Source organism: Iodobacter arcticus (assembly GCF_042664895.1).
Taxonomy (GTDB): domain Bacteria; phylum Pseudomonadota; class Gammaproteobacteria; order Burkholderiales; family Chitinibacteraceae; genus Iodobacter; species Iodobacter arcticus.
Window position 1 is genome coordinate 165,404 of sequence record NZ_JBHTBQ010000014.1, and the last position, 23,154, is coordinate 188,557.

The window sequence follows — 23,154 nt, forward strand, 5'->3', positions numbered from 1 at the left end:
AAGTTTAAAAATATTGATTAATCAGATTGCAGTAATAAATGATAGATGGCAGATTTTATTATTATGAGGCTTTACTTGTTTGCTTACTCTTTTTACTGATCAGTACTGCTTCGTTATTGAGTGCCACTTTAATTTTATGCGTCTCAAATTTACTGAATTTTGACATAGCTGGCATGCTTGCCTTATACATCTGGATGGTTTTGTTGACCATTTGATCTGCGGTCAGCTCTTGTTCAAACCGGGCTCTGGCATAGAGCGCCATTTTGTTTCTAAGTGCATCATCCTGGCTCAGTATATTGATAGCATCTGCTAAGGCATTAGGATTGGACGGCGGAACAAGCAGCCCGGATTTATTATGCTCATTAACCCAGGAAACGCCGGATCCAGCAATATCACAAGAAATAATGGGTTTAGAAAAGCTCATGGCTTCTACTTGCACAATGCCATATGCTTCTGATCGATAAATAGATGGCAGGCAAAATATATCGCAAGCGGCGTAATAAGATGCTAATTGTTGATCCGCAATGGTTCCAATAAGTTTTATTTTATATTCTAAGCCCAGCTTTTTAATCAGCGGCTGGAAGCTTTCTATCCCTGGCCCTCCAATAAAAATTACAATATCATCGTTTGTATATTTGCAGGCTTCGATTAAATATCTAACTCCTTTATAGGCTGCAGATCTGCCTATTGATAAAACTATTTTTTTATCTTTGTATTCTGATCTTATTTTGCTAACCAGCTCCGCAGAAACTTGTTTGCTTTTGTCTGCCACCCCAATTGGGATAATGGATACTTTATTCATATTGGGAGCTAGCCATTTGGATGATTCAGCATAGCGCTGCGATGTGGCGATAATGCCATCTGCACGGTTGATCAGCCATTTTAACCATGGTGCATAGAACTTGAGCATATGTTTTTGTTTTACGATATCACTATGCCAGTGCAGGTAAACTTTACATTTTGGTTGAATCAGCCAAATTGCTAAATTAGCCATGGGATTGGGTAGGTGAATATGAATTGCATCGTATTGATGGATGCAATTGTTCAGCTCTTTGATGAGCTTAAGTGAAATCGATGTTGAGTTGATAACGGCTAAGGTGCCCGCCCTGATTACTTGGTAGCTGGAGTTGACTAAATCAATTTTTGTCTCTTTGCCCTTGTTACTACAGAGTACATCTGCATTTACACCTTGATTATTCAGGCCTTCAACCAAGTCGAAAGTGACTGTTTCTATTCCACCATATTCAGGTGGGTAGAATTTTCCAAGATGTATTATTTTCATAAATATAGCTCTTATGAGTGATATTTTATTAAGTTTGCTATTTTTAATGATCGATCGTGCAGCAACAAAAAGCATTGAGGGGGCTTTGTAACTAAGCTGAGTCGATGGTTTGAAGGTCTTGCCCCTTGCTTTTTTGATGGCCGATATGCTTCGGCTGTTTTCTATACTAGTAATTGAATTTAATAATTACAAGAAAATTTCTTTATACGTGCTTTTGCTTGCTGTTTATTTTCTAGGTATGTGTATTTGTGCTTGAAGTTTCTTTTCTGACTCTTTACTTTTTTGCAAGGGTTCTGTAGCAGGGTGATGGCGGTATTTGCTTGTTTGCTATGTATTGGCAGTGGTGGCATTGCCGGATTATTCGATGGTTATTTTGCCTTGCACAATATGCTGCAGGCGCTCTGGCTCGCGCACGATGAGCGTTTTTCGGTCTTTTTCTGCTATGCCTGTATTGAGTAGCTGGCCGATTGCTCTGGAGACGGTTTCGCGGCTGCAATTGGTCATGCCTGCCAGCGATTGCTGTGGGGGAAGCTCAATAATTTTTAAATTGCCGGGAAGGGTACGTATCAGCGTTGTCAGTACGGTGCAAATACGTTGGTAAGGGTTCTGAATGCTGAGCATGGCGCGGTTTTGCGAAGACAGGCGGACTAAATACGCGAGTTTTTTCATGACCCGCTCTGCCAGTACGGGATGAGAGTAGATAAGCTGTAGCGCGGTGTGGCGGCTCATGACCATCAGCTCGGCATCGCCAATCGAAACCACGCTGGTAGAGCGGGAGCCACCGTCAATCACGGCCAGCTCACCAAAGTATTCCCCTTCATTAATAATATAAATGCAAAGCTCTCGGCCATCTTCTGTCACATCAATCACTTGCAGACGACCTTTAATCAAGAAGAATAGCTCATCGCCTAAAGAGCCTTTGGTAATCACTTGCTGGTTGCGCACTGCTGTCCTAAGGTGAGAGTCGCGCGCAATCGATTTGAGGATGGTTTCTGGAATACCAGAAAAAAATTCTAAAGAGTAGATAGGGTGGCGTGTCATAAGCATTTCCCGATCATAATTGGGCCAAGGAGGGAAGAAAATGCTGAAGCGAGTCGATCAATATCTTTTTATGTTTGCTGTTCTTTTGTCAGCATCGTCTAGTGTTTTAGCACAAGATTTCGCAAATATCGGGACAGTTATTGCAATAATCGGACAGCCGACTCTTTTACGGGATGGCCGGCAGCAGCCATTAGTCAAAGGTGATGTATTGCGCGAAGGGGATGAGTTGCATACGTCAGGGCAAACGAGTGTGTATTTGCGCACGTTTGATCAGGGCTTTATTGCGGTGCGCCCCAATAGTGTTTTGCTGATTGAAAGGTATCGGGTAGGCAAGCAGGGCTCGGCTAGCCAGTTTAAATTGCAGCTTAAATCCGGGTTGATGCGCTCTGTAACCGGGCAGGATGTGCAAAAAGAAAAAGATAAATATCGTTTGAATACACCCGTGGCTGCCATTGGCTTACGCGGCACTGATTTTGTAGTGTTTACCGATGATCATGCAACACAAGTCGCCGTGCAAAAAGGCGGGGTGGTTATCGAGCCGTTTTCTAAAGCGTGCAGTGTGGAGCTGGGCGGGCCGTGCCAGGGAATTAATTCCAGAGAGTTATTTGCTTCTGCAGCGCATATGCTTGAGGTGATCCGCGGGCAGGCGGTGCCGGTCAAAAAAGAATCGTCGCCGGTTTTGCAGAAAGAATTGCAAAAAGAAGTGCCCAAAGATATTGCTAAAGATAAAAGCAAAGAGCCGTTAAAAGACGAGCCTAAGACCGCCGCATTGGGATCAGAACAAACGCAGATTAACACCAGTGATTTGAGCAATGCCCGTGTGGTTGCTAATAGCAATAGTGTGATTGATGGCTCTTTGGCGGCTAAGCCGGTGATCAAGCCGGTGGAAACCAGCCCTGTACCCGTACCTGTGCCACCTTCAGTGCCTGTGGTGCTTTTGCCACCTGTTAGCCCACCGCCACCGCCTGTTGTGATTGAGCCGCCTAAGCCTGTGGTTGTACTTACCCCTTCTATTCATTGGGGGCGCTGGCAGGAGCTGGCTAATTTACCTGCAACAGCAAAGTTTACTGATATCTATAAGGATGGGCAGGAAGCCGTGAATGCGGGGATTTATTATGTGATGTCGCGGGATAATAGTAATGCTCGCTATGGGCCGGAATTAGGCGCGGTTAATTTTCAGATGGTTAAACACGATGGCATTTTAGTGAATACGCTGAGTAATGCGGTAACAGCAACGATTGCTAAGGAATCCTCTTTACAAATCAATTTTGCAGCGCAAAGTTTTAATACCCATCTACTATTAAATGCCGCAGGTAGGGATATTCCTATTAATGTAAAAGGCACTATCGAGTCGAATGGTTTTTTTATGAATGGAGCAGTAAGCGAAACCCAATTGCGTGGTGTGGTTTCTGGCAAAGACGCTGCTGAAGCAGGCTATACCTATTATTTATCACCCGCTAGCAATGAAATCATGAGCGGTGGCACGTATTGGCTGAGGCAACGCTAAAATATTTGATTAAACCGCTATCTCTGGCTATTTTTGTTGGGAATTCAATGAAAATACGGTATTCCGGCTGGATTGAAGTAATAAGACTGAATACCCTAAATTCCCCATCTTATCAATTTCAGCGAAATGTTTTTCCTAGGGTGGATGCAACCCAATCCTATCAACTTAAGGTCAAAAACAAGGCAATGCTTGGTTTTATGTAGGGTGTGCAAGTCGTTTTTCTTGCGCACCGAGAGCGGTGCGCAACGACTACGTCGTTGTACACCCTACGAAATGTAGATTTATCCTAAGACAAGAGCTTAAGTTGATAGGATTGTTGCCTCCCCCTTAGAATTTTCTCCTTGATGAAGCTTCATTTCCAATGACATGATAAATTTCAAATCGATTTGGCAAAAACTTCATTTAATTTGGTTAGGGCGAATTTTATTTTTTTTGCTCAGTACCTTGCTTGTTATTTGGGTCGCTATGCCACGTGGCCATGCCTACCCCTTTCCCCTCGATCTTTTAGATCGCCTGCACGACCAATTAATGAAGCAAAGATTAACGGTCCAGCCAGAGCAGAGAATTGTGCTGGTAGATATTGATGAGGTATCGCTCGCTCAATATGGGCGCTGGCCTTGGTCCAGGCAGCAAATAGCCCAATTGCTCCAGCAATTAAATCAGCATTACCAAGTGGCGCATATTGGCCTGGATATCATTTTCCCTGAAAGTGGTGATTTATTAGGTGATCAGCAGATTGCGCAATTGGCTGCATTAAAGCAGCTGACTTTGGCCCAGACCTTTGGCTTTGATCGCAGCCAAAGTATGCGTGTTGGTCAGCTCAGCGCAGCCATGCCTTTAGTGGCTACACCTTCGACACCTGCTTATGGTTTCTTGGCCAATCATAAGATGCTGGCCTCAGCAGCGCCTTGTGTTGGGCATATTGCGATCACGGCTGATCCTGATGGTGTGGTGCGGCATCAGAGCATGCTGGTGCGCTATCAGGGCCAGCTTTACCCGGCATTTGCCCCGGTTTTATTGCGCTGCTGGCTGGGGCAGCAGTTGCCGCTTCAAGCGAGTAATGGCAAGGTTGAATGGCTGCAAGGCTTATCAGGGCAGCAAATGGTCGATCAGCAGGGGATGGCGGCGATTCCTTTTTTGCGTAAAACCGAAGCCTATATTGCGATACCTGCCAGCGATATTTTATCTGGCAAAGCGCCGCTCTCGCTGCTGCATAACCGGCTGGTGATTGTAGGTTCGAGCGCCTTGGGGTTGGGGGATTATGTAGCTACCATTTTGGGCGGACGCACGCCTGGCATGTTGCTGCATGCACAGTGGTTATCTCAAGCGCTGGATCAGTTAGAGCAAAATAAGCCGGTGGTGGCGATTGGTTTTTCCAGCATGATGGCTGTTTGGGCGGCTTTATTGCTGGGGGTGCTTTTACTGCATAGGCGCAGTAATACTTTGCGTCTGGCTTGGGGGTTTTTGCTGCTGATGGCTTGGCTGCTATGGCTAAGCTATACGCCTCAGGAGGTGGGGGCTAATGCACTGGCTCCTCTGCTGGGCGGAGTGGTGTTATTAATTTTAGAAGGCGGCCTAGAGTGGTGGTATGCCCAGCTGGGGCGGCGGCAGCTTTATCTGGCGTTTCATCATTATGTGCCCCCTGCGATTATTGATCAGCTGATCGGCAATAATAGCCAGGCCATTATGTTGCCTCACCGTGCAGAAATCACTTGTCTGTTTGCCGATTTACAAGGCTACACCGGTATTGCAGAAAGGCTACCGCCTGAAGAGCTGGCGCATTACACCCGCCATGCTTTGATGCTACTGACTCAGGCGGTATTAGATCAGCAAGGCACTTTGGATAAATATATGGGGGATGCCTTATTTGCATTCTGGGGTGCGCCTGTTGCGCAAAGCGATCATGCCAATCGGGCACTCAATGCGGCGATTGCCATGCAGCAGGCAGTGGATAAGCATAATCAGGTTGCCGCCTTAGATAAGCAGATTAAAGTGCATATTGGCATTCAAACGGGCTTGGTGGTGGTCGGTGATATGGGCACGCCGTTTCGCAGCACTTATACCGCCATTGGTGATGCGGTGAATGTCAGTGCCCGCTTGCAAAACTTAGCCAGTTTGCATAATGAAAAGATTCTGGTGGGGGAAAGCACAGAGCGCCAATTGGCCTACTCGCCGCTACAGCTCTATGGCACGGTATCACTGAAAGGGCGCAGAGGGGTTGAGCAAGTTTATCGCTTACCTTAGCTGTTTCTTTTTAGCAGCATACAGCTTGCTATATGTACTTAATGTTATTTCTGTTAATTTCTTACATTAACCCTGTTGTTACAAGTTAAATCAAGCAAGTAAATTCCTAGATTTGTGATCCTGAGCATATACAATCAATAAATGCGACTCTTCCCCTTCGTTTTTATTGTGCTTTTGCAAGTGGCTAACCAGCCTGTGGCCTATGCCCAGATTGGGGATGAGTTGTACCAGCAGGCTATCGACGATATTGCGCAACAGCAGTGGCAAGAGGCCAGTTGGCTATTAGAAGAAGTGCTGCAGCTCAACCCCAATCATCAGGGCGCTAAAGTTGATTTAATGCTGGCCTATTGCCAGTTAGAAGACTTCACAAGGGCAGCGATTTTGCAGCAGCAATTGCGCGCCTTGCCTGTTTTGCCACAAGCCATTAGTGATCTGATTCGGCAACAAACCGATCAGGGCTGTCGCGAAAAAACGCAGTGGCAGGCTCAACTGCAAAGTTGGGTGGCGAGCGATAGTAATCTGGATCAGGGCAGCTCCAAGCGCTGGCTAGAAGTCACGTTGCCTGATGGGCTTTTTAATCTGGAAGTCGATCAAAGCAGCTTGCCACGATCTGGTTGGCTGGCAGGGCTAGAAGTACAAGGCATGGCGACCCCACCCGGAGGGCAGCAATGGGCGATTCATGCGGGGGCGGTGCAAAGCTGGCCGAAAAGTAGCCAGAGCATGCGTTGGTTTGGAGGTTTTTGGCAGCCACGGGTGCACAGCGACTGGGGTGTGGGTGTGCAGCAATTCTGGCTACAGAGCGAGCCTTATCAGAGCAGTATTTTGCTGGAATACCGTGGCCTGCCATCGCTGGGCCGGCTTGAGTCTTTGCTGCGTTTACGTGCGCAATTTGTAGATATCGCCCCACGCTATCAAAGCCTGCATAGCGAATGGCGGGGCCAGTACATTAGCCAGTGGCAGGGGCTATGGCTGGATAATCGCGCCTTGCTCGGCTTTGAGTTTTCTCCCCTGCGCCCCGGTGGCAATCAATATAGTGGCGAGTTGAGTAGCCGGCTGATTTATCCTTTAGGGCCGCATAGTTTAGAGCTGCAGCTGCGCGCCAGAATAGCCCAAGATCAGGAGGGCTATAGCCCGCTGCTGGAGTACAACCAAGCGCGGCAAAGCGTGCAAAGCCAAGCTTCTTTTGCCTATCAGTGGCAGAGCCTGTGGTTGGGTAAATGGCGATTGGAATATCAATATCAGGAACAAAACGACAGATTGCCGTTGTTTTCATGGCAAAAGAAAATGATTTCTTTGTCTTATAAGCAAGATTTTTAAGGGATGTGGAGCTTGCGCCTCATCCCTTTGCGCATCGAGCAGGTATTTGCCGTGTTATTTGCAAGCAGCACATCATTTGTAGGGCGGGTGAAACCCGCGAGCTATACTGAAAAAGTACGCGGGTTGCACCCATGTGCGCTAAGCAAAGTCAAAAAGACCTTTTTAGTGCCTTCGGCACGTCGATTTTGGTGCGGGCGTCCCGCGGGACCTTCCTTTCTTGCGCGGCCAAGAAACGAAGCCAAAGAAGGCCGCCCCGGCCAGCACGAAGGCCCCTCACTGCGGATAATCGGCTCGGCGAAAAAGGCTGCTCGCTCGCTGCCTCGCTACCCCTTTTCCGAAACCCCGAGTCGCTTATTCCTCGCTTCGGCGTGCTTCAAGGGGGTTTTTAAGCCCCATGCAAAGAGAGTGACCAGTACGTTTTTTCGTTGCTTACTGATACAAAACCATTTTGCTTAGCGCGTATGGGGTTTCACCCGCCCTTTTAGGTGGACTGAGACGAATTGCTTAGTTTGTTAAACCGCAGCCAGTGCCTGCTCCAAGTCATCCAAAATATCGTCGATATGCTCAATACCAATCGACAATCTCACCATATCTTCGCTTACCCCGGCTTTTGCCAATTCATCAGGCGTCAGCTGGCGGTGAGTGGTGCTAGCAGGGTGGCAAGCCAGTGATTTGGCGTCGCCAATATTCACTAAGCGGGTAATTAGCTTTAGTGCATCTTGGAAGCGCGCACCCGCTGCTGAGCCGCCTTTTACTCCAAATGTCAGCAGCCCCGATGCCTTGCCGCCAAAGTATTTTTGTACCAGAGCATGCGATGGATGATCGGGTAGACCTGCGTAATTAACCCACTGCACCTTGCTATGGCCTTGCAGGTATTGCGCCACTTTAAGGGCGTTTTCTACATGCCTGTCCATGCGCAGTGCCAGTGTTTCCAAGCCTTGCAGAATCAAAAAGCTATTAAAGGGAGAAATCGCTGCACCCATATTGCGCAGTGGCACGGTGCGGGCGCGGCCGATAAAGGCGGCTGGGCCGAATGCTTCGGTGTAAATCACACCGTGATAGCTGACTTCTGGCTCATTCAGGCGATTAAAGCGTTGCTTATGATTCGCCCAAGGGAATTTGCCGCTATCCACAATCATGCCGCCGATACTATTGCCGTGGCCGCCGATATATTTGGTGAGGGAGTGCACCACAATATCTGCGCCATGTTCAAAAGGACGAGTGAGATATGGCGTGGGCACTGTGTTGTCCACAATCAGCGGCACACCACCCGCATGGGCCACCGCGGCAAAAGCGGCGAAATCGACCACATTGCCGAGTGGATTACCAATCGATTCGCAAAAAATAGCCTTGGTGCGATCATTAATTAGCGCGGCGGCAGCTTGCGGATCATTGGCATCAACAAATTGCACGCTAATGCCATATTGCGGCAAGGTATGGGCGAGTAGATTGTAAGTGCCGCCATAGAGCGCCGTGGTGGCGATGATATTGTCGCCTGCTTCGGCAATGGTCATGATGGCGTAAGTAATAGCGGCCAAGCCTGAGGCCAATGCCAGCGCGCCAACGCCGCCTTCCAGCGCTGCGATACGTTGCTCTAATACATCGGAAGTGGGGTTCATAATCCGCGTATAGATATTGCCTTTAACCTTTAAATCAAATAGATCCGCACCATGCTGCGTGTCATCAAAAGCGTAGCTGGTGGTCTGGTAAATAGGCACCGCCATCGATTTAGTGGTGGGATCAATTTCATAACCAGCGTGTAGAGCAAGCGTATCAAACTTCATGCAAAGCCTCCGAGGGGATGGAAAGTGCCTTGGAAACTGTAGCAGTTTTATTTAGACCATAAAGCTATTTTTAGATTTTTCTTTAGACTAAATAAAGCTATATACCTTGATATTGAGCTTTAAATATTAAGTAACTTGTCAATTTATATGGGGGATTTGTAATTTACTTTAAAGCTCGCCTAATAGCCATGAGCTGGCAAAGGCAAAGTATTCACGCAGCCATGCGTTGTAGCGTATCGCCAGTGGAGTGGGGGCAGAGGCAAGATCCACCAGCGGGAAACCTTGTTTTTTGGCTATTTTAGATGCACGCAGCGCATGAAAATCATTGGTGATAATCAGCACAGGCTCTGCTGCTTTAGCTTTGAGCAGGCGATAGCTAAACAGCAGGTTTTCTTCCGTGCTGGTGCTTTGGTCTTCCTGCAATATGCGCTGCGGAGCAATGCCGTGGGCCAGTAGATAGCGCTGCATGGCATCGGCCTCGCTGATTTCCTCGCTAAATCCTTGGCCACCTGAAACAACAATCTGAGCCTTGGGGTATTGCGCTGCATAAATCAGGGTGGTATCAAGACGGGCACGCAGCATGGGGCTAGGTTGCGTACCATCTAGGCCCGAACCCAGCACAATCAAGCTTGAGGGCGGGTGTTTGATACGGTCTGGCACGGCGAGCTGATAGAAAAAAGCCAGCAAAGAGATCAGCCATAGCGCCATCGCCCACTTAAACCAAGGCCACAATCGCTGCCGATAGCGCTTAGCTGCCAGCCAGCGCTGCCAACTGGCGTGCTTTAAGTTGAAACTTAATAAACCCAAGCCCAAGATGGCTGGGAAAACAGTGCCTACATTAAATTTAGCAACGCTAAACAACGCCAGCGCATCGATGAGCAAGATGCTGCCTATGAAGATCTGTAAACGTGCCAGCCATTTATTTTGCATTTAGGGGCTTACTCAAGCGATAAAGACAGTGTTCTTGCAAAGGATGGCCCTCTGCCACTTTGGGGTGGAAAAAAGTATCAGCATCGCGCTGCATACCTAGTTTTTGCATCACGGCCTGTGAGCGCAGATTAGGTAGGGCGGTAAATGACACAATCTCATTCAGTTGCAGGGTATTAAAGCCAAAATCTAAAGCCGCCTTTGCTGCTTCGCTGGCGTAACCCTTGCCCCAATGATCAAAAGCCAGCCGCCAGCCTATTTCTACGCAGGGCGAAAACGGCAGCTCAGGAATCGGAATATGCAGGCCGGTAAAGCCAATAAACTGCTGTGTTTCTTTCAGCTCCATCGCCCAAAATCCCCAGCCACGCTCGCTAATTAGCTGCATTACCCGCTCTTGCATCGCCAAGCTGGCCGCTGCGTCCATAGGCCCAAGCAGATACTCCATCACGCGTGGATCGCTGCTCATTAGGACGAAAGCTTCGGCATCCGATGCCCGCCATTGGCGTAATCGCAAGCGCTCGGTGGATAGTTCGATTATTTTTGGCATGGGGTTTATTTGAAATTATGGGGCATGGTGCGTAACGCCTTCGGCGTTTTGCACCCTATGGAGGTGGTTTTATAGGGTGTGCAAGGCGTTTTTCTTGCGCACCGTTTTTGGTTGTGCTGTGCCACGGTGCGTAACGCCTCTGGCGTTTTGCACCCTATGGAGGTGGTTTTATAGGGTGTGCAAGGCGTTTTTCTTGCGCACCGTTTTTGGTTGTGCTGTGCCACGGTGCGTAACGCCTCTGGCGTTTTGCACCCTATGTGTGGCGGTGTTGATTTGATGGCTCATGCTGATAAATAAATTGTAATTTGAATGGGAAAGAAAATGCCCAATTATCGTCGCTACTATGGCATGAGCAGCTGTTATTTTTTTACGGTAGTGACGCATCAGCGGCAGATGATTTTAACTGATGAATTGTTTCGCAATACTTTACGAAAAGCAATATTGAAAGTACGTGCTCAGTATCCTTTTACGATTGATGCTTGGGTGTTGCTTCCCGATCATTTGCATTGTATTTGGACTTTACCCGCTGGCGATACAAATTTTAGTTTGCGTTGGAATTGGATTAAAAGCTTTGTGACGCGCCATATTGCTGATAAATATCAGCGGGCTGATTTACTTTCTGATTCTCGTCGCCATCGTGGTGAATCTACATTGTGGCAAAGGCGTTTTTGGGAACATGAAATTTTGAGTGAGGCCGATTACTTTGCGCATATGGATTATGTGCATATCAATCCTTTAAAGCATGGTTTGGTCACGCAAGTTAAAGATTGGCCTTATTCAACGTTTCACCGCTTAGTGCGTGAAGGTGTTTATCCGCCAGATTGGGCGGGGAGTGGCGACGATATTTTATTTCATTTTGATAAGTAAGGTTGTAGGGCAAAATTCGCGGCTTGCTCACCATTGCCATGGTGCGTAACGCCTACGGCGTTTTGCACCCTACATTGATGCTTGGTTTTCGTAGGGTGTGCAAACGCTTTTCTTGCGCACCGTTTTATTTCCTGTCATTTATCCATAAAAAAAGCCAGCCCTCATCAGGCTGGCTTTTGCGTGGGCTGTGAAACAATTAGCCAACAAATTGACGAGCATTGCGGAACATGCGCATCCATGCGCCGTCGTCGGTCCAATCGCTTGGGTGCCATGAGTTTTGCACGGTGCGGAACACGCGTTCTGGGTGCGGCATCATGATGCTAAAGCGACCATCGGCGGTGGTTACACTGGCAATTCCCTGTGGGCTGCCGTTTGGATTAGCTGGATAGGCTTCGGTGGTTTTACCATGGCTATCAACATAACGCATGGCGACCAAGGCTTTGTTGATGTCGCCTTGCTGGCTAAAGTTGGCAAAGCCTTCACCGTGAGAAATCACCACCGGCATACGGCTGCCGGCCATTTCGCTGAAGAATAGCGATGGGGATTTTGTCAGCTCAGCCATCACCAAGCGCGCTTCAAACTGCTCGCTTTGATTACGGGTGAATTTAGGCCAGTGAGCGGCTCCAGGGATAATGCCGGAAAGGTTCGCCATCATCTGGCAACCGTTACACACACCTAAACCAAAGGTATCTGTGCGGCCAAAAAAGGCTTCAAATTGCGCACGGGCTGCAGCATTAAAGAGAATCGATTTCGCCCAACCTTCACCCGCACCCAGTACATCGCCGTAGCTAAAGCCACCGCAAGCGGCCAAGCCTTGGAAAGCGGCCAGTTGTACACGGCCAGAAATCACATCGCTCATGTGTACGTCAACGGCGGTAAAGCCTGCACGGGTAAACGCGGCAGCCATTTCTACATGGCCATTCACGCCTTGCTCACGCAGTACGGCGATCTTAGGGCGAATGCCGGTTGCGATATACGGCGCTGCGATGTCGATATTCTGATCAAAGCTTAGCTTGGCGAATAAGCCTTTTTCGTGCTTGTCGCTAAGGCGTGCATATTCGGCATCAGCACCGGCAGGATTGTCGCGTAGACGCTGAATGCGCCAGCTGGTTTCTGACCATGCTTTATGTAAATCAATGCGCGATTCTTCTAAGACCAAGCGATTACGCGCCTTGATCTTGAGTTTGTCGTCGTGGTTGGTGCTACCAATCACATGCAGCTCGGAGCGGATATCTACGTTAGCAAAGGCGGCAATCACGGCGGCAGTATCGGTGCGCTTCACTTGCAAGACTGCGCCCAGCTCTTCGTTAAACAGCACGCCCATCACGCGGGCATTGGCTTCACGAACAACATCTTCGGCGGTGAATTCATTTTGCTGGCGCTGACGGCGGCGACGCTCGATACACAGCTCGTCTACTTCCAAGGTTACGCCAACATGGCTGGCAAACATCATTTCAGCAATCGTGGCAAACAGGCCGCCATCGGAGCGGTCGTGATAGGCAAGTAATTTGCCTTCTGCATTGAGTTGCTGCACGGTACTAAAAAATGATTTCAGGTGCGGCACATTCACAATGTCTGGCGCGGTATTACCAATCTGCTTATAAACCTGCGCCAGTGCAGAGCCGCCTAGGCGGCATTTGCCATCACCCAGATCGATCAGAATCAGATCAGAATCAACATTGGTTTGCAGCTCAGGCGTCAGTGTTTTGCGTACATCGGTGACCGGTGCAAAGGCAGAAATCACTAAGGACAATGGCGCAACCACTTGCTTCGCCTCGCCAGCCTCATCCCAAACGGTTTTCATTGAAAGCGAATCTTTACCGACCGGAATCGATACACCCAGCTCGCGGCAAAGCTCTAAACCGACGGCTTGCACGGTGTCATACAGATTAGCGTCTTCACCTGCGTGGCCAGCTGGGGCCATCCAGTTTGCAGACAGTTTTACATCAGATAGCTGACGAATCGGCGCAGCTGCAATATTGGTTAGCGCTTCACCCACGGCCATACGGCCAGAAGCCGGGCCAGAAATCAGCGCCAGCGGCGTGCGCTCGCCCATCGCCATGGCTTCGCCTAGATAGCTATCGTAAGCCATAGCAGTAACGGCCACATCGGCCACCGGAACTTGCCAAGGGCCAACCATCTGGTCGCGAGCGGTAAAGCCGCCCACGGTGCGATCGCCAATATTAATCAGGAACGATTTGTCAGCAACGGAAGGTAAACGCAATACGCGGTAAGCGGCTTCTTTCAGCTCCAAATCAGAAGCGTCAAAAACAGCCAGCTCAGGCGTAATACGGCTCACGTCGCGTGTCATTTTGGGTGGCTTGCCGAGTAAGACATTCATTGGCATATCGACAGGCTTGTTTTCGAAATGATCATCAGCCAAGACCAGATGTTTTTCATCAGTGACACGGCCAACCACGGCAAACGGGCAACGCTCGCGTTCGCAAATCGCTTCAAACGCGAGCAAATCTTTAGGATCGATCGCCAATACATAACGCTCTTGGCTTTCGTTCGACCAGATTTCCTTAGGCGCCATGCCTTTTTCTTCGATATTTACTTTGCGCAGATTAAACACCGCGCCTTGGCCTGCATCGTTCACCAGCTCAGGGAAGGCATTGGAAATACCGCCCGCGCCTACATCGTGAATCGACAACACTGGATTATTTGCACCCAGCTGCCAGCAGCGATCGATCACTTCTTGCGCACGGCGCTGGATTTCCGGGTTGCCGCGCTGTACTGAATCGAAATCCAGATTGGCTGCATTGTCGCCAGTTGCCATTGAGCTGGCCGCGCTGCCACCCATACCAATCAACATGCCGGGGCCGCCGATCTGGATGAGCAGCGAGCCATCTGGCAAGCCGTTTTTCTTAACGTGTAGCGCGCTGATATTGCCCAAACCACCGGCAATCATAATTGGCTTATGGTAGCCACGACGCTCGCCGTTTAGGTCTTCTTCGAATGTACGGAAGTAACCACAGATATTCGGGCGGCCAAATTCATTATTAAACGCAGCTGCGCCAATCGGGCCTTCGATCATGATATCTAGCGCGCTGGCAATGCGATCTGGCTTGCCGTAAGGCTGAGCTTCCCAAGGCTGCTCGGCACCCGGAATATTTAAGTTCGATACGGTAAAGCCAGCCAAGCCAGCCTTAGGCTTAGAGCCACGGCCAGTTGCGCCTTCGTCGCGAATCTCACCACCCGAGCCGGTTGCCGCACCGGCAAATGGGGAAATAGCGGTGGGGTGGTTATGCGTTTCCACCTTCATCAAAATATGTGTTTGTTCGGTGCTGAATGCGTATTCGGCGCTACCTGCTTGCGGATAAAAGCGGCCGATTTCTGCGCCTTCAATCACTGAGGAGTTATCCGAATAAGCTACGACCGTGCCCGCTGGTGCCGCTTTATGCGTTTCGCGGATCATGCCAAACAGGCTGTAATCTTGTTTCTCGCCATCAATAATAAAATCGGCGTTAAAAATCTTGTGGCGGCAGTGCTCAGAATTGGCCTGCGCAAACATGGTCAGCTCAACATCGCTTGGGTTACGGCCTAGCTTGTTGAAGTTTTCTACCAAGTAATCAATTTCATCATCGCTGAGGGCCAGGCCAAATTCGCTATTGGCTTTGACTAGCGCGGTTTTACCACCACCAAGGATATCAACCGTCAGAAAAGGCTTAGGCTCGAAGTGGCGGAATAATTCACGACCGGCTTCCAGGCTGCTAAATACTTCTTCAGTCATTCTGTCGTGGAGTAAAGGCAACAGAATGCTTTGTTCTGCTGCTGACAAAGGGCTGCCGCCTTCCTTGCTGGCGTAAATCACGATGCCGCGCTCGATACGGGCAATCTTGCCTAAGCCACAATGCTGGGCAATATCGGTGGCTTTCGACGACCAAGGAGAAATCGTCCCTAAGCGCGGCAAGACCATAATCAGGCTACCGACGGCTAAGTCAGGCTGAGCCGGTTCGCCATAGTGCAGAATCTTGCTGAGGATGGTGTTTTCGCCCTGCGTCAGCTCGGCGCTCACTTCGGCGAAGTGCCAATACTCAGCATAAATCTGCGCAGAAATGCTTTTCGCAGCCAGAGCGGCGGTCAGTTTTTCGACCCGGAAAGATGAAAGCGCGGTACCGCCGCGCAATTGGAGAACGTCAGCCATGTCTTTGATCTTTGATAGGAAAGCCTCGGGAAGTCGCAATGATACCCAAAAACGACTCATTTCGCCTTGAATATCGGCAAAGTTTGCGAACTTATAAAGAATGTTTAGCAGGGCATACTGACTTGTGAAAGGTATTTTCTTGATTTTGCTTACTGTTAGTTTTGTGGAATATTTTAATATGCTGAACTTATTGATAAGATTTTGAGTGGTATGTAGAAGAGATATTTATTACATTTTCTGGGATTTATTTTAAATAGTTATAAAAGCACTTTGAAAAAATCTGGGCGTTATTTTTGTTTAGTTAAACTTAAACTTAAATTTAAAACTTACATAGGCAAAGCGGCATGGGGTTTGAACAATAAATACATTCTGTGATGGAGAAAATGGCGTTTCTTGGTTAAATATATTATTGATTGCCACATTGATTGCGCCGTTTTTATTTCGTTGGTAGCAGATGGATAAATTCACCAAACTGTATGAAGGTATGTTTGGCATACCAGCTGCACCAGCTGCTAAGACTTGTGGATCGCTAGTATCAATTGTACTGGTGAAGGTACTTGTCTGAATTTGTACCGTTAAGTAATATAAAATTGCAAAAAGAGCAAAGTCATTCAGGCTTTGCCCTTTTTGTCTTTGAAACTTAGGTACTGATTAATTCGCTTCACCAGCCCCAAGTAATCAATTAATGCGTGATTAACTTTTTGTTTTAATAAAGCTAAGCAATAAGCCCCTCTACAGGGCCAGACCGGCCCTGAAGGATGCTTTGTTTTTAGAACGAGTATTTGACTCCGAGTTGGTAGAAGCTACCACGTGCCGTATACAACGGAGCAAAGCCTGGAGCAGAATACGTTCCAGCGGCCACGCCCGAGAACTCAGGCATACGATCAAATACGTTTTTTACTGCAGCATCAATTCTCAGGTTTTTTATGCCGGTGTAAGCCAGTGTCAGATCAACCTCGGAATGACTAGCAACACGGCGAGCTTCTGGATTGTAGTTATCCTTATCGTCTGGGCTGGCATTCACATCTTGGAAGCTGGCCGTAGTACGCACACCTACTCCTCCAGTCCAACCACCTTGCTCTACATCGAAGCGGAAGGTGTTGCGCCATTGTGGCGAGCCATAGGTATCGACCCATTCTTCCATTGAACCCGTATCGTTTGATTTTTTCAACTGCAGGTAATAGGTGTTGTTATTACTAAAGGTGAATGTGGCGAGTGAAGTAGGAAAACGCAGCTTCATATCGGTATCAATACCGGCATTCTCTTGTTTGTTACGGTTTTTCTTCTTCTGCGTCATCATCCAGCCATACTCGGCGCTGGGGGCAATTTGACCCGCTTGCAGTGCTTCCAGGTAAGTTTGATCAGAAATAACATCATCTTTCTTGATCATCCACCAGTCTAGCGAGCCGCTAAATGGGCCCACCTCACCCACAACACCTAGGTTGAGCGACTGACCTTTCTCGGGCTTCAACTCAGGATTACTACTTGTAGTACGCTGACCATTAATGCCGTTTTTCTTGCAATCGGCCAAATCTGCAGCGTTCAGATTTGGAATGTAATCGCACTCCGTATCAGCAAAAGTATGCGCGCCTTGTGATGGGCCTTGATACAAATCCTGCAGAGTTGGCATGCGGAAACTTTCTGAGTACGAAGCACGAACCATCAGATTTGAAATAGGCTGGAAACGTGCAGCCAAACGTGGTGAAAATTTGGCATTACCCCCTTGGTAGCTGTCGTAACGTAACGCCGCTTGTAGCTCAAGTGATTTGAGAACAGGGGCAATGACTTCCCCGAACAGGGCTTTACCACTGCGTGAGCCTTCGGTAACAACCTGTTTGATCGAGCCATAAACTTGGTCGTTTTGCTGTAATTGATCAGGAATATCAGACAGTTTCTCGTGCGTGAAACTGGTGCCGACCGCAAATACCACGGCCCCTCCGGCCAGTTTTAGCCCCGTTTCACCGCTAATTTTGGCATCAAAATACGCTTGTTCCAGCTTAGCCTCGCGTTGAGACTGGATCTTCAGGCTATCAACTATCGCTTGATTATTGTTCATTGAAGTTGGATCAATTTGCTGCTTAGCCAGTGCGTCAAAGAATTTACCCTTATGCACGCCGCTATCACTGTTGTTGTTACGGCTTACCCCGTAACCACCTGCTATGCTCCAGTCAAAATCAATAATTTGGCCATCAACCCCGAGTACTACATTGCTGAGTGTGTTTTCTTTTTCTGAAACACGCCGCCCCGGCTGCATAAAGCGACCGTTAAAGAAAACTTGCTGCGCTTTGTCTGTCGTCACAGCGCCATTCTTATCGATCATCTGGCCGTTTTTGTAATACGGCATGCCCCCTGGTGCAGGGTGTGCTTCAAAACGATCTTTGCTCTCTGTGTATAGGTATTGTGCATAAGCTTGGGTTGTTTCGTTGAGTTTTACGCGGCCTAGTAACATTAGATTTTTACGGTCAGCACCCGTACTCAGTGACAATACATCTTGGTAAGGGTCATAAGCACACTGACCATTGCTTCTGATTAAATCAGTTGGGCAGCCAGGCGCAACTTGTTGCCATTTGCCTTTAATTCGAACGTTGCCATAGGGAGAATAGCTGCTGCGCGAATCAGTGCCGCCAAAACGGCTAAAGTCTGCTGTGTTTGAAATTTCTCTGTCTTTGGTATAAATCGGATCGCGTTTTAAAACATCAAATGATCCAAATACATTAAAGCCTTGCTCATCAAGGTCACCATAACCGCCCGTTACACCTGCTGTTTTTTCGGTGCCATCGCCACGGCTGGATTGGCCAAATGAGCTGCGAATCTCGCCGCCCTGATAATTTTTCTTGGTAATAAAGTTTACTACGCCAGCAACTGCATCGGCACCATAAATGGCAGAACCCCCATCCTTGAGTATGTCCACACGCTCAATCCCTGACATAGGCAGGGCGTTGATATCGAAAGACTCACCACCACCCATCGCGTGTTTAGGCAAACGACGGCCGTCCAGCAGGATCAAGGTATCGCCACTACTCAAGCCACGCATGCTGATGAATGCACTACCTGAAACAGATGGATAGTTCGATTTTTGCTCATAAGAGTCATCAAAATCGAGGCTGGCCACGTTTTTAACAACTTCCTGTACCGTGGTCGCCGCTATTTTCTCCAGTGCTTTACGGTTTACTGTCTCTACTAAAGCGGCACCTTCTTTCTGAACACGTTTAATGCTTGAGCCCGTTACTTCAACGCGTTGAACTTTATTAGGTGTTGGGGCATCTTCAGCAAAAGCTGTAGAAACACAGCTGATACTGGCGATAGCTAATGCTAAGGCTTTGACTGGGAATTTCATCTCTCGGCTTCCTTGGATCTGGCTTGTTTTATTAGATAAGTGCCGCTGTAAGCAAGCGTGTAGTCTGATCGTAACAATTACCTTGTAAATATTCCCGTTTAAAATAGTAAGTCATATTATTTGTTGCGCGTTTATGACAGATGCGGCAATGAAGTACCTTTCACTTGGGGCTGAAGTTGCATCCGCTTTTGCATTTGTGAGGGGCTGAAGCGATTGGCCGTTCTTAAACTCCGCAATACAAGCAAAGCCTTTGGCTAGTTTCATTGATTGATTGCTCCTACACTCGAGCTGCGCTTTTGAGCGTGGTGTTTTCACATAAAAACGAGACAGGGAGACAAGATGACGCAGCCAGCTGGTGCACAATTACAGTTGAAGTGGGAATGCCTGACTAATCATTACGAGGGCGATCACTTTTTAGCCGAGCTGACGATTACTAATCTGTCTGATGTGGCTTTAAGCGGGCAAGATTGGGCGATTTACTTCAATACCTGCCGCAAAATTAAGTCAGAGACGGTGCAAGGCGGCGTGGTGATGGAGCATGTAAACGGCGACGTTTCACGCTTTATTCCCGCCGCAGATTTTGCGGGCTTGCCTGCGGGTGCTTCGATGGTGGTTCGCTATCAGGGGATCCTCTGGGTGATTAACGAAACTGACGCGCCACTGGGCTTTTATATTGTTTACGGCAATGCGGTGGCTGATGCGATTGGCGATCCACAGATCGTGCCTTTTAGCCGCCCGGAGCAATGTAATCGTAATTTAGTAGATGCCGTGCCTTTGATGACAACTGCATTACGTTTTGCAGAGAACCAGGCACTCACGCTATTGCCTAGCGATACCGTTGGCAAGATTACGCCAACACCGCTCGAGGCGCGTTGGGATGCAGGTCAGTACCTGATTACGGCAGCAACTTTGATTGTGTATGGCGAGGCGCTTGCTAAAGAAGCAGCTTTCTTGCGTGCTACTTTGCGCGATGTATCGGGTGTGGAATTACAAAGAGCCAGCCGTGGTGCTGGGATTACTTTGCAAGTGGCTAAGGTGGATGTACCCCAGAGTGGCGCGCCGCTAGAGGCTTACAGCTTAGAAATTAGTGCGGCAGGAATTGTGATTACCGGCGCAAGTGCGGCAGGCGTGATGAATGGGATTCAATCACTGCGTCAGCTTTTACCAGTAGATAGCTATCTTAATCCGCAGGCTAGCTTGGCTGTGCCTTGCGGTTATGTGATCGATGTACCCCGCTTTGCTTATCGCGGCATGCAGCTGGATGTGGGGCGTAATTTCTCTAGCAAGCAAACCGTGCTGCGTCTTTTAGACTGCATGGCTTTATATAAGCTTAATAAATTTCACTTTCATTTAACCGACGATGAAGGCTGGCGCTTAGAGATTCCATCTTTGCCCGAGCTAACCGAAATCGGCTCCTTGCGTGGCTTTAGTCCTAATGAAGAAAGTAGCCTGCTACCAAGTTTTGGCTCGGGGGCTGTGGTGCAAGGCTCGGCGGGGACTGGCTTTTATAGCCGTGCCGATTTTATTGAAATCCTGCAATTTGCTACCGCCCGCCATATCGAAGTGATCCCAGAAATCGACGTGCCAGGCCATGCCCGCGCCGCAATCAAGGCAATGGAATTGCGCTATGAGCGCTTAAAAGCGGCTGGCGATTTGGCGGGGGCAGAAGAATATCTGCTTAGCGATTTCAACGATCAATCCAAATATGAATCGGTGCAGTTGTGGCACGACAATGTAATGTGCATCGGTCAGGAATCTTGCTACCGATTTATTGAAACGGTGCTGGTGGATATGAAAGCGATGTTTGCCGAGGCAGGCGCACCGCTCACTACCATGCATACCGGTGGCGATGAAGTGCCGCATGGTGCCTGGGAAGGCTCGCCAGTTTGCCAGGCATTTATGCAAGCGCAGGGCATGGCTTCTATTCAAGCGCTGCAAAATTACTTTTTGGCCCGCTATCGCACGCTGCTGCAAAAGCACAATCTGGTATTTGGTGGTTGGGAAGAGATTGCTTTATCTAAACAAGACGGCAAGCATGGCCCTAATCCGGAATTTGTCGATGCCAAATTCCAGCCCTATGTTTGGAATAATGTCTGGGGCTGGGGGCAGGAAGATTTTGCTTATCAGTTAGCCAATGCAGGCTATCAAGTGGTGCTGTCGAATGTCACCAATCTGTATTTCGATTTGTCCTACGCCAAAGATCCGCAAGAGCCAGGTTATTACTGGGGCGGCTTTATTGAAACGCGCGGCGCTTATGAATTCTGCCCGCTGGATATTTACACTACCGCCACGGTTGATCTGTTTGGCAATCCGCTTAATGCAGATAGTCTTGCCAAAATGCAGCGCCTAACTCTTGAGGGCACTAAAAATATCTTGGGGATGCAGGGTCAGCTTTGGGGCGAAAATACACGCAGCCAAGAGCGGGTTGAATATCTGGCGATGCCACGGGTGATTGCCTTGGCAGAGCGTGCTTGGGCGGCTGATCCGGGCTGGACCAAGATCAGCGATATAGCGGCGCGGGCTGCAAAAATGGATACAGATTGGAATCAATTTGCTAACCGCCTTGGCCAGCGCGATATGCCGCGTTTGGATGGTTTCTTAGGAGGCTACGGCTACCGTATTCCACTGCCGGGTGTGCAGCGAGAGGGCGGCAAGGTTGCGCTCAATGTATCCGCGCCGGGCTTGGCTTTGCGTTATACCTTGGATGGCAGTGAGCCAACGGCTGAATCGGCACTTTATACCGAGCCGTTTGTCGCCGAGGAAACGGTAAAAGCCGCCAGCTTTAGTCGTACAGGGCGTAAGAGCAGGACGGTCGTGGCTTAAAGAGTTTCGTAGGGTGTGCAAAAGCTGCGCACCGTCTTGCCGAGGTGCGTAACGACTTCGTCGTTTCACACCCTACGATTTATGCGTCTATTTTGCCAACGCCGCTTTCAGCATCTCTTCAATCTGCTGAACAATCGCTGCTTCTTTATCCGCATCGTATTGCTTAATTGCTGGCGTATGGATGTGACCGACAGGGATTTTTACCCCAAGCTGATCGCGCAGGCGCAGGCTGCGGTAGGAGATTTCGTTGGATAAATAGCCGCCTCCAGAGCCTTCAACCGATACTTCATTCACCAATGCAGCCAGATCCTTCGGGCAAAACTCTTTTTGCCGCAGGCTGCTGATGGTGCAGTTATCATGCACGATAAATGGCGTTTGTACGGTGAGCATATTTTTGACTGGTAGGCTGAACTCTACAAATTCTGCCCCAGCTAAGGTACTGCCCTTGAGTTGTGGCAGTACGGGTTTTGCTAGTGTGCCGCCAGTTTTAACATTCAAATTATCCGGAAAATCAGCCGAGCGGCGCTTGCCTGGATAGCGCTCTAAATCGAAATCTTTACGCCCCATGCTGACGGTCACGATTAAATCGACAGGATTTTTTAGGTAGGGCGTGAGCAGGTCTTCCACAAAGCCCGCATCAAAATCGGCAAAGCGCACTGGTGCAATCGCTGTTTCGATTTGCGCCCGATGGCCATTTACTTCAATAAACTTGCCATCCAGTAGCAGTGCTGCCAGACCTGATGGATTGCTTTGATTGATGTTTCTATCCAGTAGAAAAGGATCAAAACCCGTGAGCAAGATGCGCCGTACCCCTTGGGTGTAGCGAATATCTTGAATGCCACGGCTGCTTTGCTCAAAGAGTGCCAGCCAGCTATTACGTTGGGCTGCATCGGCTTCAAAACCAATCTTGCCATCACGGATGAGCTGAGTCATGGCGAGGCGAGCCCAGTAAAGGGGCCTGTCATCCGTGGTTTGCTGCGCTTGTTGGCGAGCATCGTTCCATAGCGTTTTTCCGGCACTGATCAATAAGGCATCGACTTCCCCACTATTTTTTGCCGTGGCTAAGCTGATGCCCAGCTTACTGATTTGCGTTTCAAAAGGGGCAAGTAAATGCGGCATGGCGGCTTTGGCTGCATCTAATCGTTTTTCTTCCACACTGGCGGCAAGGCTTGAGGCGCTAAAAATTAGACTAAGGCAGAGGCAGGCCGCTTTTAATATCATTCGATTTTTTCCGGTTTTTTGGGGGGGGCTTATCTTGAGTGTGTAAGCATAAGCTGATCGCAATGCGGGCAGACATAAAAAAACGCCTGAGCTCACATACTGTTGTATGT

The 23,154-nt window shown here is 48.7% G+C and carries 13 protein-coding genes; 5 read left to right on the top strand and 8 right to left on the bottom strand.

Translation table 11 applies throughout. From position 1 onward, the window contains the following. Positions 1-61 precede the first annotated feature (61 nt). Both ACFQNF_RS08870 and ACFQNF_RS08875 read right to left on the bottom strand, forming a co-directional pair. Complete coding sequence (locus ACFQNF_RS08870) at positions 62-1,282, bottom strand: glycosyltransferase (protein WP_380187638.1); 1,221 nt, start codon at positions 1,280-1,282, stop codon at positions 62-64. Between the two features lie 357 nt (positions 1,283-1,639). Continuing rightward, the gene (locus tag ACFQNF_RS08875; RefSeq protein ID WP_046350444.1) at positions 1,640-2,323 is read right to left on the bottom strand and encodes a Crp/Fnr family transcriptional regulator; all 684 of its coding nucleotides are present in this window, start codon (positions 2,321-2,323) and stop codon (positions 1,640-1,642) included. A 40-nt stretch (positions 2,324-2,363) separates the two neighbouring features. Between ACFQNF_RS08875 and ACFQNF_RS08880 the strand changes: the two genes are divergently transcribed. From ACFQNF_RS08880 to ACFQNF_RS08890, 3 genes are all read left to right on the top strand, one after another. Continuing rightward, positions 2,364-3,830 (top strand): FecR family protein, encoded by a 1,467-nt coding sequence (locus tag ACFQNF_RS08880; protein ID WP_380187639.1) that lies wholly within the window; start codon positions 2,364-2,366, stop codon positions 3,828-3,830. A gap of 465 nt (positions 3,831-4,295) precedes the next feature. Then, positions 4,296-6,074, top strand: coding sequence for a CHASE2 domain-containing protein (locus ACFQNF_RS08885; RefSeq protein WP_380187640.1), 1,779 nt, complete (start codon positions 4,296-4,298; stop codon positions 6,072-6,074). Between the two features lie 141 nt (positions 6,075-6,215). Further along, the gene (locus tag ACFQNF_RS08890; protein ID WP_380187641.1) at positions 6,216-7,391 is read left to right on the top strand and encodes an outer membrane protein assembly factor BamD; all 1,176 of its coding nucleotides are present in this window, start codon (positions 6,216-6,218) and stop codon (positions 7,389-7,391) included. Between the two features lie 512 nt (positions 7,392-7,903). On the opposite strand, the gene ACFQNF_RS08895 is transcribed toward ACFQNF_RS08890, so the two are convergent. The 3 genes from ACFQNF_RS08895 to ACFQNF_RS08905 all read right to left on the bottom strand — a co-directional run bounded on the left by ACFQNF_RS08895 (position 7,904) and on the right by ACFQNF_RS08905 (position 10,649). Continuing rightward, positions 7,904-9,175 carry an O-acetylhomoserine aminocarboxypropyltransferase/cysteine synthase family protein gene (locus ACFQNF_RS08895; RefSeq protein ID WP_380187642.1) on the bottom strand — a complete coding sequence of 424 codons (1,272 nt, stop codon included), beginning with the start codon at positions 9,173-9,175 and terminating at the stop codon, positions 7,904-7,906. A gap of 168 nt (positions 9,176-9,343) precedes the next feature. Beyond that, on the bottom strand, positions 9,344-10,105 hold the full coding sequence (locus tag ACFQNF_RS08900; protein ID WP_380187643.1) for a YdcF family protein: 762 nt from the start codon (positions 10,103-10,105) through the stop codon (positions 9,344-9,346). After that, on the bottom strand, positions 10,095-10,649 hold the full coding sequence (locus ACFQNF_RS08905) for a GNAT family N-acetyltransferase (protein ID WP_380187644.1): 555 nt from the start codon (positions 10,647-10,649) through the stop codon (positions 10,095-10,097). Before ACFQNF_RS08905 ends, ACFQNF_RS08900 begins: the two co-directional genes overlap by 11 nt. Before the next feature lie 321 nt (positions 10,650-10,970). Here ACFQNF_RS08905 and ACFQNF_RS08910 point away from each other — a divergent pair, with 321 nt between their 5' ends. Beyond that, a complete protein-coding gene (locus ACFQNF_RS08910) occupies positions 10,971-11,516 on the top strand; it encodes an REP-associated tyrosine transposase (protein ID WP_380187645.1) in 546 nt (181 codons plus the stop codon). A 196-nt stretch (positions 11,517-11,712) separates the two neighbouring features. Here the strand turns inward: ACFQNF_RS08910 and purL are convergent, their stop codons facing one another. Then, positions 11,713-15,663, bottom strand: coding sequence for a phosphoribosylformylglycinamidine synthase (gene purL / locus ACFQNF_RS08915; protein ID WP_380187646.1), 3,951 nt, complete (start codon positions 15,661-15,663; stop codon positions 11,713-11,715). Positions 15,664-16,432: 769 nt separating this feature from the next. Then, entirely contained in the window at positions 16,433-19,000 is a 2,568-nt protein-coding gene (locus ACFQNF_RS08920; RefSeq protein WP_380187647.1) for a TonB-dependent receptor, read from the bottom strand. Positions 19,001-19,339: 339 nt separating this feature from the next. Here ACFQNF_RS08920 and ACFQNF_RS08925 point away from each other — a divergent pair, with 339 nt between their 5' ends. Then, complete coding sequence (locus tag ACFQNF_RS08925) at positions 19,340-21,823, top strand: family 20 glycosylhydrolase (RefSeq protein ID WP_380187648.1); 2,484 nt, start codon at positions 19,340-19,342, stop codon at positions 21,821-21,823. A gap of 87 nt (positions 21,824-21,910) precedes the next feature. Here the strand turns inward: ACFQNF_RS08925 and ACFQNF_RS08930 are convergent, their stop codons facing one another. Beyond that, the gene (locus ACFQNF_RS08930) at positions 21,911-23,044 is read right to left on the bottom strand and encodes a pyroglutamyl-peptidase I (RefSeq protein WP_380187649.1); all 1,134 of its coding nucleotides are present in this window, start codon (positions 23,042-23,044) and stop codon (positions 21,911-21,913) included. Positions 23,045-23,154: the final 110 nt, after the last annotated feature.